This is a genomic window from Aggregatilinea sp., from assembly GCF_036822615.1.
In the GTDB taxonomy this organism is placed as follows: Bacteria; Chloroflexota; Anaerolineae; order Aggregatilineales; family Aggregatilineaceae; genus Aggregatilinea.
Window position 1 is genome coordinate 23,740 of record NZ_DAISHJ010000044.1, and the last position, 10,505, is coordinate 34,244.

A 10,505-nucleotide genomic window follows, 5' to 3' on the forward strand; every position below is an offset into this window, starting at 1 on the left:
GCAGCGAACAGCGGTTAGCAGCTAGCCGTTAGCTCAAAAATAAGCCCGCATCGATTCGGTGAGCATCGATCCGTAGGGGCGATGCTTGCATCGCCCGTGTTTTTCGCCCCCATACCACATGCGCAGAGACGCGTAGGGGCGTATCGCAATACGCCCCTACACTCGTATCTGTGGTTGTGCGAGGGCAATTCATGAATTGCTCCTACGGGAAACGCGGTATTCCTAACTAATCACGCCCAGCTCGCGGCCCACGCGCCCGAAGATCTCGACGCCCTGGTCCAGATCCGCGCGGGTGTGCGTGGCGCTGTTCATCACGCGGATGCGCGCCTTGCCCATCGGCACGGTCGGGAAGCCGATCGCCATGGCAAACACGCCTTCCTCGAACAGCCGCTTGCTGAACGTCTGCGCCAGCGGGGCCTCGCCCAGCATCACCGGCACGATCGGCGTCTCGGTGTGGCCTGTGTCGAAGCCGAGCGCGTTCATCTGCTGCTTGAAATACTCCGCGTTCGACCACAGCCGGTCCACCAGTTCCGTGCTTGCCTCCAGCAGATCGACCGCCGCGAGGCAGGCCGCCGCATCGGGCACGGTCATCGCGCTGCTGAACAGGAAGGGCCGCCCGCGCTGGCGCAGCCAGTCCGTGACCACACGCCGCCCGGCGACCACGCCGCCCACCGCGCCGAAGGCCTTGCTCAGCGTGCCGATCTCCACGTCCACGCGGCCATGCAGCTTGAAGTGGTCCACGATGCCGCGACCGCCTTCGCCCAGCACGCCCTCGCCGTGCGCGTCATCGACCATCAGCAGGATGCCGTATTCCTCCGCCACCGCGCAGATCGCGGGCAGCGGTGCGATGTCGCCGTCCATACTGAACACGCCGTCGGTGATGATCAGGCGGCGTCCCGGTCGATCCTTCGCCGCTTCGATCTGGCGGCGCAGATCGTCTACGTCGCCGTGCGCGTAGCGGATGATCTCCGCGCGCGACAGGCGGCAGCCGTCGATGATGCTGGCATGGTTCAACTCGTCGGAGAAAATCAGGTCGTCCTTGCCGACCAGTGCCGGGATCGTCGCCAGGTTGGCCGTGAAGCCGCTCTGGAACGTGATTGTGGATTCCACGCGCTTGAACTCGGCCAGGCGTTCTTCCAGCTTCAGGTGGATGTCCATCGTTCCGGCGATGCTGCGCACCGCGCCCGGACCCAGGCCGTAGATGTCCATCGCCTGTTTGGCGGCGTCGATCAGCCGGGGATGGTTCGCCAGCCCCAGGTAGTTATTCGAGGAGAAATTCAGCACGCGCTTACCATCCACCGTCAGCCACGCGCCCTGCGGGCTGCTCAGCGAGCGGATGGTGTTGAACAGGCCCTTTTCTTTGAGGGCTGCGATCTCTTCATCGATCCAGGTCGTTTTTGCGTCGATCATCCAGGGTGCTCCTTGCTGCTATGCGCGGTCCTGCACCATGCTCATGTTGTTATTGTAGCATGGCTGGTCCGGCTGGGGGCGGCAACAAAACGGCCCGACTGCACGTAGAATAGGGCAGCGCGATGTGATAACGAGGGGAGAGTTTCTCATGACTGGTGCACCGGATGCGATTGTGCCGGGCCTGTACGGGCTGGTCGGCGGTGCGGTGAACGTGTACGTATTGGACGGCGGAGATGCGGGGCTGATCGTGTTCGACGCGGGACTGCCGCGCGGTCAGAACGCGATCCTCGACCTCGTGCGCCGCCTGGGGCGTGTGCCGCAGGACGTCAAGCATATCCTGATCACGCATGGCGACATCGATCACATCGGCGGGCTGAAAGGGCTGCACGCCGCGACAGGCGCGCCCATCACTGCCAGCGCTGCCTCACGCGAGTACATCGAGCAGCCCCGGAACCCGCCCCACGTCCCGCTGCCGATGACGGTGCTGGCCGGGCTGCTGGCGCATACCGTGCGCGGCACGGCCCCCGTTGCGAAAGAAGTCCGCGACGGCGACGTGCTCGATCTAGCGGGCGGCCTCCGCGTGATCGCCACGCCGGGCCATACCGCCGATCACATCAGCTACTTCTGGGAGCGGGAGCGTGTGCTCATCGCCGGGGATGCGCTCAATACGCTGGGCGAAGGCTTACGCTCGACGCAGCCGCGCATCACCTGGAACATGCAGGCCGCGTACCAGAGCATCGAGCGCCTGCTGGCGCTGGAGCCTGCGGTCATTTGCTGCGGGCACGGGCAGGTGTGGCGCGCGTCGGAGGATACCGGGCGGCTGGCAGCGCTGCGCGCGCAGATACGCGGCGATCAGGAGAAGTAGTACACTTCGCGGTAGGGCAGCGCGCGCTCCGAGTCGGACAGGCGCGTGCCGTTCGAAGACAGGCTGTCTTCCTCGATGTCAAGCACGCTGTCCAGCCCCACCAGGGCGAACAGCGTCTTGACGCGATCCGAGGGGTTGGCAATGGTCAGCGTGCCCGCGACGCGCTCGACTTGCTTGTAGAGCGTCACCAGCGCGCGCAGCCCGGCGCTGTTCATGTAGTCCACGCCGCTGAGATCGAGCACGAGGTTATGGTGCCCGGCTGAGATCGCCGTTTCGAGCGATTCGACCAGCCGGGCCGCGTTCTCGTCGTTGATGCGCCCGATAATCTCGAAATACTGAGGGCGGTTTCCGTTACGGGTTGAGTCTACCATTGCCATTTCCATTCCAATCACCAACTTCTGGCCGTGCTGCTGTGTGTCTGCGTCTTACTTGGCGAAGTCCTCATCCAGAAAGACGCGCACCCCGATGATCAGGACCAGCGCACCGACAAACGAGACCAGGATCGCGCCGCAGAGTCCGTACGCCCCTGCGCGACCCAGGAACAAACCACCTACGAAAAATCCCGCCATGCCTAGCAGTACGTTGCCGATCGGGTTGTAGCCGCGCCCACGGATCACCCATCCGGCCAGATAGCCTGCCGTACCGCCGACCAGAAGCACCCACAACAGCTGGAAACACCCGCAAAATCCCAGGTGAAACATCACCCATTCCTCTTTGCATAGAAGGAACACTATCCTTCTATACGCAAATAGGGCCCAGGCTGTTGCTAAAAGTGTATCGGTTAATTCTAAAGATTGGGGGATATATTGATGAATAATTGCTGAAATTTTTTGACGCGCGGACTTACTGAGATACGCCCGCGATCAGCAAATCGAGCGCCAGCACGCCATCGACCTTGCCGGTTTTGATGCCCAGATCCGTTTCGAGCAAGATGTGATAGATGCGTTCCAACTGCGCCAGCGTGAACGAGCGCACCTGCGTCGCCAGCTTTTCGCCCACGTACGGGTGCACGCCGATGGCCGCGCCGATCTGGTTGGGCGCGCCGCCGTCGTTGAGAAACTCGCGCGCTTGCAGCAGCAGCCGGAACTGCCGCACGATCATGCCGAACAGGCGCAGCGGCTCGTCGTCTTCCAGCAGGCGGTGCAGCAGCCGCGCCGCGGTCGCGCCGTCGCGCCGTCCCAGCGCGTCCACCATCTCGAACACGTCCGCCTCGGCCACGTAGGGCGTCAGCAGCGCCACGTCCGCCTGGGTGATCGCGCGCTCGTGGTTGACGTACGCGGCCAGCTTCGCCAGTTCGCTGTCTGCGGCGCGCAGATCGGTCCCGACCACCTGCGCCAGCGCCGCGGCGGCGGCAGGCTCGATGCCCGTATCATACTCGTTTTGCGACTGCTGCACGATCCAACGGGACGGATCGCGCGGGGGATTGAACGCCTTGTGAAAGCCACCGGGCGCGGTCATCGCCAGCTTGAGCACGGCGTTTTGCGCGGAAAGTGTATCCGGCTCCACGAATACGACGCGCGCAAAGTCGGGCAGGTCCGGCAGGCCCTCGACCAGCGCCGTGACCTCGGCTTTGGCGGTTTTGCCGCCGCCCTTCCGCCCCAGCCACGTCAGCATGCCCTCGACGATCACCAGCCGTTTGTCGGCCAGGAACGGCATCGCGCTTGCCGCCGAGAATACCCCCGCGGCGGTGGCCTGCTTGCCGTCCATGACGCTCGTGTTCAGCTCGGCCATCGACGGATCGCCCATTTGCTCGCGCAGCGAATGCACCGCCGCGCGCAGACTGAACTCGTCCGAGCCGTGGAAAACGTAGAAGGTTGGGGGGCGTTTCGCCATGAACGTGATTTCCTGGTCAGTACGTGTTTTCGTAGGGGCGGGTTTAAAACCCGCCCGGTTTTTGCTGGTTTGGCTTGTTCCCTTCCCGCCACTTATGCAGGAAAGAAAACCGGGCGTAGCAAGCCCCGCCCCTACGGATTGTGATTGTGTCTGTCTCCCCTCTCCAATCAAGTTGGAGAGGGGCCGGGGGTGAGGTGACTTCTACCCCGCGCGGGTGCGCACGAAATGCACCGTCATGCGCTGTCCGCCGAGCGGCATCGGGAATTCCGAGCGGCTGATCTCGGTCACTTCCAGGTTGCCGGGATCGCCCAGTGTGGTGAAATGCTGCTGGAGCGACAGGCCGAGCGGCTGCGCGACCACCAGCGACAGCATGGTCAGCAGCACCACGGAGGGCAGCCGCGCGATGCGGTCGGCCAGGCCGGGTTTGGCCCCGGCGGTCCCGGCCATCGCCGCGAAGCTGGTCAGCAGCCCGGCGGTCACCAGTCCCGTGCCGCAGTTAGGATGGATCGCCAGCCCGTGCTCGCCGCCGCGCATACGGTTCAGCGCTTCGTTCACCGCCGATTCGACCTCGTTGGTGGCGACGTTGCCATACAGGTAAAAGCCGCGCGCGGTGGAGCGGCCCGCCATGCTCAGATTCTTCACTTTGCGGCTGAGGACGTGAATGGTGGCGTGCTCCAGGCCGTGATTGCGGCGCACGCGGCGGATCACCGGAGCGTTCAGCACCGGGGTAGCTAACAGTGACATATACTCGATCATCGTGACTTCCTGTAAACACTCATCTCGACCGGCATGTGCCGGGGATCGTGCGATGGAATCGACCTACTTCGCCGCCGCACCGGGCAGCGGAACCGGCAGCGCAATCACGACCAGACGGTGCGTGTTGCTCTCGTAAGGCCAGCATGTAATGAGCGTAACACGTTCGTCATCGGTCGGCAATATCCACCGCGCGTTGGCCTGCCGCGCCTCAACCGGCTGCCCTTCTTCGGCCAGGACCATCGTCTGCGCGACCTGATACCAGTAGCGCCGCCCACCCGAATCCAGCCGGATCAGATCGCCGGGCTGGAGCTTGACCAGATCGCGGAACACTTCGCCGTCGGCGTTGTGGTGGCCGTTGAGCACCACGTTGTCCGGCTCGCCCAGCGATCCGGCCTGCCAGCCAACCGCGTGATAGGTCGGCACGTCCCACTGGGCGAACGTCTCCCCGCCGATCTGCACGAGGTGCTGGCCGACCGGCACGACCGGCGCGTCCAGCCGGATCGCGTCGATCACGATGCGATCCGGCACGGCGGGCGGGCGCGGCGTGGGCGACTCCTCCGGCGTGGGAGAAACGGTCGGCGTATCGGGGATCGCGGCGGTGGCCGCGTCCGGCGCGGGCGATCCTGGCGGCGGGGTGGGCGTGGCCGTATCGTTGACGGGCAGCATCACCAGCGCGGCATCGTCCGCGGGTAGCGGCGGCGGCGCGACCAGCGTGCCCAGGCTGCCCGGCGACGGCGTGGGCGGCGGGGTATGCAGGCCGGGCGGCAGCAGCACTGCCTCGTCGGGCTGCACGACCCACCACACCAGCCCGATCAGGCCCGTGCCCAGACACAGCAGCCCCAGCGCGGCGATCGTGATGCCAAGCGCCGCCGCCCGGTCGAGATTACGCACTCTGGTGGCCGTCGTGCAGGATCGCCGCCAGGATCGCGTGCGAATCGGCCATCGAGTCGAACGCATAGGTTGGGCTGTAGCTGCGCAGTTCTTCGGTGGTATACGATGGTCCCGTGCCGACCGCCAGCGTGCGCGCCCCGATGCTCCCCGCGCAGGCGATGTCCATCGGTGTGTCGCCCACGACGATCACGCCTTCCGGTGCGAAGTGCGCGCCCGTGAGTTCCTCGGCACGTTTGAGCGCTAGCGGCGGCAGCATCGAGCGTTCCCAGCCCTCCGAGCCGAACGCGCCGACGGAGAAATCTGCCGGATCGTAGTGCGCGGAGACGAGCTTCTCGCGCACGATCTCGGACATGTTGCCCGTTACCAGCCCGATCACCACGTCGGGATTGGCGGCCAGCGCGTTCACCACGTCCGGTGCGCCGGGGCACGGCTCCAGTGGACCTTCCGCCAGCATATCCGCGATGTGGCGCGCAAGACAGGTATTGAAGGCGGGGATCTTCGGGGTGATGTCGTCCGCCGTAATGCCTGCATCCGCCAGCGCCGCGATCAGGATCTGCCAATCGGTCATCCCGGAAAAAGTTACGCCATCCATCTTACCGAAGGTTCCGAAGATCTCCAGCGAGGCCCGCTTGAGCGCAGTCAGGCCGCGCCCCCAGGGTTTGATCAGCGTGCCGTCGATATCAAACAGGACAAGAATAGAAGGTGGTTGCATGAGATTTTGCGCCTTTGTGCGATAGGGCGTGCCGAATCAGCGTTTGCCGCCTGAGGTCGCGGAAACACGCCGAGTATAACATGGCGGCGGCGCGCTGCCTGCCCGTATCGGGGATAAAAAGCGGGGCGATCTCGTCCTGAGATCCGCCCCGCCTGCCTGCCGTCTGGTGTTTCCGTGTCTTTAAGACCAGTTCGTGAACTGCCCTTACACCTCGCGCAGTTTGCCCTTGGTGCTGGGCACGCCGGATCGGCGCGGATCGTGCGCGACGGCCATCGACAGCGCGCGGCCCAGCGCCTTGAACAGCGCCTCGGACTTGTGATGATCGTCGCGGCCATAGAGCACGGCGGCGTGCAGATTCATGCGCCCGTGCACTGCGATCGACTCGAAGACGTGCTGCACCAGTGAGGTGGGCATCTGGCCCATCATCGGCGTGGTGAACTCGCCCTCGAAGACGGTATAGGGCCGCCCGCTGAGGTCCACGACCACGCGCGCCAGCGCTTCATCCATCGGCACGTAGGCGTAGCCCATGCGCGTGATGCCTTTGCGCTCGCCCAGCGCCTCATCGAGCGCGCGGCCCAGGCAGATCCCCACGTCCTCGATGGTGTGATGCGCGTCGATGTGCAGATCCCCGGTGGCTTTCACGTTCAGGTCGAACAGGCCGTGATGCGCGACGTGGTGCAGCATGTGGTCGAGGAAGCCCACGCCGGTATCGATCTGCACTTCACCGCTGCCGTCCAGGTTCAGCGCCAGCTCGATCTGCGTTTCGTTCGTATTGCGGGTGATGGTGGCGATTCGGTTGCGCATCATGCCCCCTCCCCGATGTCGCGCAGCGCTGCCAGCAGGCGATCCGTCTGTTCCGGCAGGCCGACGCTGATGCGGATGTGGTCGCTCAGGCCGCGCGAGTTGTAGTAGCGGACCAGGATGCCGCGCTGTTCCAGCGCCGCGCGCAGATCCGCCGCCTCCATGCCCGTCACGCGGCACAGGATGAAATTGCTGCGGCTGGGATATGGCTGCAAAAACGGTACGTCCGCCAGCGCGCGTGCCAGGCGCTCGCGCTCCTCGATCAGCAGCGCGACGTTGCCCAGCAGCTCCGGCACGTCGAGCAGCGAGGCCCGCGCCGCGAGATCCGCCGCCACGTTGAGGTTGTACGGCTGCTTGATCTTCCACAGGTGCGCCATCAGGTCGAGCGGGAAGATGCCATACCCGACGCGCAGCCCGGCCAATCCGGCCCACTTGCTGAAGGTGCGCAGCACGATCAGGTTTTCAAGCTGCGGGACGCGCGGCGCGGCGCTCTCTACCCCGCTGAACTCGATGTACGCCTCGTCCAGCACCACGACCACCGGCAGCGCCAGCAGGCGATCCAGCACGTCGGGCGGGATCAGGCTGCCGTCGGGGTTATTGGGCGAGCACAGGAACAACAGCTTGGGGGCGTGCTCGCGCACCGCCGCTTCGATGCCGTCCACGTCCAGCGAAAAGTCCGCCCGGCGCGGCACGTCGATTACGCGGGCGTGCGCCAGCGCCGCGTCGAAGGGATACATGCCGAAGGACGGCGGGCAGTTGACGATGGCGTCGCCTGGCTCGATGAACAGTTCCAGCGTGCGCGTGATCAGTTCGTCCGCGCCCGCGCCGACCAGGATGTGCCCGGCATCGACGCCCACATACTCGCTGAGCAGGGCGCGCAGCTTGCTCGATGTGGGATCGGGGTAGATGTTCACGTCCTCGATCACGGCCAGCGCTGCCAGCGCGCTCGGCGCGGGGCCGTAGGGGTTCTCGTTGGCGTCCAGCTTGACGATCTCGCACGGGGCGAGGCCCAGCCGCTCTCCGAACATTTCCAGCGACGACGTGGGCGTATAGGCCGCCATCGCCGCGATGTCAGGCCGGATGCGTACCGCCTGACGGGTCAGTTCGCTCATGAATTATGCTCTCCTCAACCGCGCTTCGGCGGCGGCGGCGTGCGCGGTCAGCGCTTCGGCGCGCGCCAGCACGGCGGCAATTTCGCTCAGGGACTGCGCCGCGGCGGCGTCCAGCCCGATCACGCTGGTGATCTTCACGAAGTCGAGCACGTTCAGCGGCGAGGCATAGCGCGCCGTGCCGCCGGTCGGCATGACGTGGCTCGGCCCCGCGACGTAATCACCCAACACCTCGAACGAGCTTTCGCCCAGGAAGATGCCGCCCGCGTTGCGGATCTGGCCGATCCACTGCCACGGCTCGTTGACCAGCAGGCACAGGTGCTCTGCTGCGTAGATGTTGGCAACTTCGAGCGCCTGCGGCAAATCGCGCACGATGACCGCGCCGCTGCGGTTGACCATCGCCTGCGCGATGATCTCGGACCGGCTGAGGTCCTCGATCTGCTTGCCGACCTCGACCGCGACGCGCTCGGCCAGATCGCGGCTGGGCGTGACCAGGATCGCGGAGGCCAGCACGTCGTGCTCGGCCTGCGCCAGCAGATCGGCGGCGGCCAGCGCCGGATCGGCGTCGGCATCCGCGATGACCATCGTCTCGGTCGGCCCCGGTAGCCCGTCGATGCCCACGTCGCCAAACACCTGCTGCTTGGCGAGCGTGGTGAACAGGTTGCCCGGCCCCACGATCTTCGCCACGCGCGGCACGCTCTCGGTCCCGTACGCCATCGCCGCGATCGCCTGCGCGCCCCCGGCGCGGTAGATGCGCGTGATGCCGCACACCGCCGCCGCCGCGAGGATCACGTCCGGCACGCGCCCGTCGGGGCGACCGGGCGGCGTGCACACCACGATCTCTTTGACGCCCGCCACCTGCGCGGGGATGACGCTCATCAGCAGCGACGAGGGCAGCGGCGCGGTCCCGCCCGCCACGTACACGCCGACCGAATCGACCGGGCGCACGAGCTGCCCCAGCGATCCTTCCGGCGTGGCGTCGATCCAGCCGTGCACCGGCTGCTTGCGGTGAAATTCCCCGATGCGTTCGGCGGCCAGCATCAGCGCGTCCCAGACCTCGTCCGGCACGGCGTCCACCGCGCGCTGAATGTCGTCCTGCGGCACGGCGACCGCGTCCAGCGTTACGCCGTCGATGCGCGCCGCCCAGTCGATCAGCGCCGCATCGCCGTCGGCGCGCACGCTGCGGATGATCTGCCGCACGGCTTCTTCGGGCGTGGTCGGCCCGCCGAACAGGGTTGCGAGACTGTCGTTCAACCACGCGGGCACGCTGACCTCGCGCAGTGAGTGGCGCGCGAGGATCGATCCTCTGGCGTCTTCCAGGTCCAGAATGCGCAGCAGCGAGGCCTCGTCGCTCATGAGATGGATTCCTCCGGGGTGGAGAGGATCGCCAGCAGGCGTTGGTAGCGCTGCGGCTGCTCCTCGAAGATATAGGTGATCGGCGTGACGACCACCCCGCTGCCGCCGATGGCGCGGAGCTGGTTGATCACGCTGTACAGCTTGGTGCTGTGAGTGACCAGATTGATCGCCCACCAGTTTTCGGATCCGTCGCGTGTGACCATCGGGGAGACGGTCGGCCCTTGCAGCCCGCCGAGGTCCGGCTGGCCGAAGATCGCGGCGCGCAGCTCGTCGATGCTGTTGGCGCGCATGTTGGCGAACAGCATGTACTGCCCGCGCCCGCGCATGTGCGCCTCGATCGATTCGAGGATCTGCCGCGTGGCGACCAGTAAATCTTCGCGCTCGGCCAGGGCCGCGCGGTTGCCGATCATCACCGCCTGCGACTCGACCAGCGTGCCGTCGTCCAGCGGGCGCAGGCGATTTTCGCGCAGCGTCGTGCCGGTACTGGTGATGTCCACGATGAAGTCGGCGTAACCGACCGTGATCGCGGATTCCAGCGCGCCGTCGGCCAGCACGGTGCGCACGTTTTCCACGCCGTTGTCGGCCAGGAACTTGCCGGTGAGATAGGTGTACTTGGTTGCCACGCGCAGGGGCTTTTCGCCCGCCTTGCGCACCAGCCCCTCGACGGTGGTCACGCCCCATTCTTCCGGCACGGCCACCACCAGCGAGCACCCGCCGTAGCCCAGCGCCTCGTGAATGATGATCACCGCGTCACGGTTGCCGTTGAGCGTTT

Annotated in this window: 12 protein-coding genes; 1 reads left to right on the top strand and 11 read right to left on the bottom strand. The window is 65.9% G+C overall.

The features are described from left to right. Positions 1-222 precede the first annotated feature (222 nt). On the bottom strand, positions 223-1,410 hold the full coding sequence (locus tag V7116_RS13790) for a glycine C-acetyltransferase (RefSeq protein WP_324392517.1): 1,188 nt from the start codon (positions 1,408-1,410) through the stop codon (positions 223-225). A 148-nt stretch (positions 1,411-1,558) separates the two neighbouring features. Here V7116_RS13790 and V7116_RS13795 point away from each other — a divergent pair, with 148 nt between their 5' ends. Continuing rightward, positions 1,559-2,275 carry an MBL fold metallo-hydrolase gene (locus V7116_RS13795; protein WP_324392518.1) on the top strand — a complete coding sequence of 239 codons (717 nt, stop codon included), beginning with the start codon at positions 1,559-1,561 and terminating at the stop codon, positions 2,273-2,275. On the opposite strand, the gene V7116_RS13800 is transcribed toward V7116_RS13795, so the two are convergent. The 10 genes from V7116_RS13800 to hisG form a co-directional block, all read right to left on the bottom strand. Next, entirely contained in the window at positions 2,263-2,646 is a 384-nt protein-coding gene (locus tag V7116_RS13800) for an STAS domain-containing protein (RefSeq protein WP_324392519.1), read from the bottom strand. The two genes, V7116_RS13795 and V7116_RS13800, sit on opposite strands and share 13 nt — an antisense overlap. A 54-nt stretch (positions 2,647-2,700) precedes the next feature. Beyond that, a complete protein-coding gene (locus V7116_RS13805; protein WP_324392520.1) occupies positions 2,701-2,976 on the bottom strand; it encodes a GlsB/YeaQ/YmgE family stress response membrane protein in 276 nt (91 codons plus the stop codon). 142 nt (positions 2,977-3,118) lie between these two features. After that, positions 3,119-4,108, bottom strand: a complete 990-nt coding sequence (gene holA / locus V7116_RS13810) for a DNA polymerase III subunit delta (protein ID WP_324392521.1) — start codon at positions 4,106-4,108, stop codon at positions 3,119-3,121. Positions 4,109-4,309: 201 nt separating this feature from the next. Further along, positions 4,310-4,864 carry a DUF6391 domain-containing protein gene (locus V7116_RS13815; protein ID WP_324392522.1) on the bottom strand — a complete coding sequence of 185 codons (555 nt, stop codon included), beginning with the start codon at positions 4,862-4,864 and terminating at the stop codon, positions 4,310-4,312. A gap of 63 nt (positions 4,865-4,927) precedes the next feature. Further along, positions 4,928-5,755 carry a sortase gene (locus V7116_RS13820; RefSeq protein WP_324392523.1) on the bottom strand — a complete coding sequence of 276 codons (828 nt, stop codon included), beginning with the start codon at positions 5,753-5,755 and terminating at the stop codon, positions 4,928-4,930. Next, positions 5,748-6,467: an HAD family hydrolase gene (locus V7116_RS13825; protein ID WP_324392524.1), complete on the bottom strand. Its 720-nt coding sequence runs from the start codon at positions 6,465-6,467 to the stop codon at positions 5,748-5,750. The genes V7116_RS13820 and V7116_RS13825 overlap by 8 nt, the downstream gene beginning before the upstream one ends. 204 nt (positions 6,468-6,671) lie before the next feature. Beyond that, a complete protein-coding gene (hisB, locus tag V7116_RS13830) occupies positions 6,672-7,274 on the bottom strand; it encodes an imidazoleglycerol-phosphate dehydratase HisB (RefSeq protein ID WP_324392525.1) in 603 nt (200 codons plus the stop codon). Next, entirely contained in the window at positions 7,271-8,380 is a 1,110-nt protein-coding gene (gene hisC, locus V7116_RS13835; RefSeq protein ID WP_324392526.1) for a histidinol-phosphate transaminase, read from the bottom strand. Before hisC ends, hisB begins: the two co-directional genes overlap by 4 nt. Before the next feature lie 3 nt (positions 8,381-8,383). Further along, complete coding sequence (hisD, locus tag V7116_RS13840) at positions 8,384-9,733, bottom strand: histidinol dehydrogenase (protein ID WP_324392527.1); 1,350 nt, start codon at positions 9,731-9,733, stop codon at positions 8,384-8,386. Further along, the coding region (hisG, locus tag V7116_RS13845) for an ATP phosphoribosyltransferase (RefSeq protein WP_324392528.1) at positions 9,730-10,505 on the bottom strand (776 nt) is incomplete at its 5' end. The genes hisD and hisG, both read right to left, overlap by 4 nt.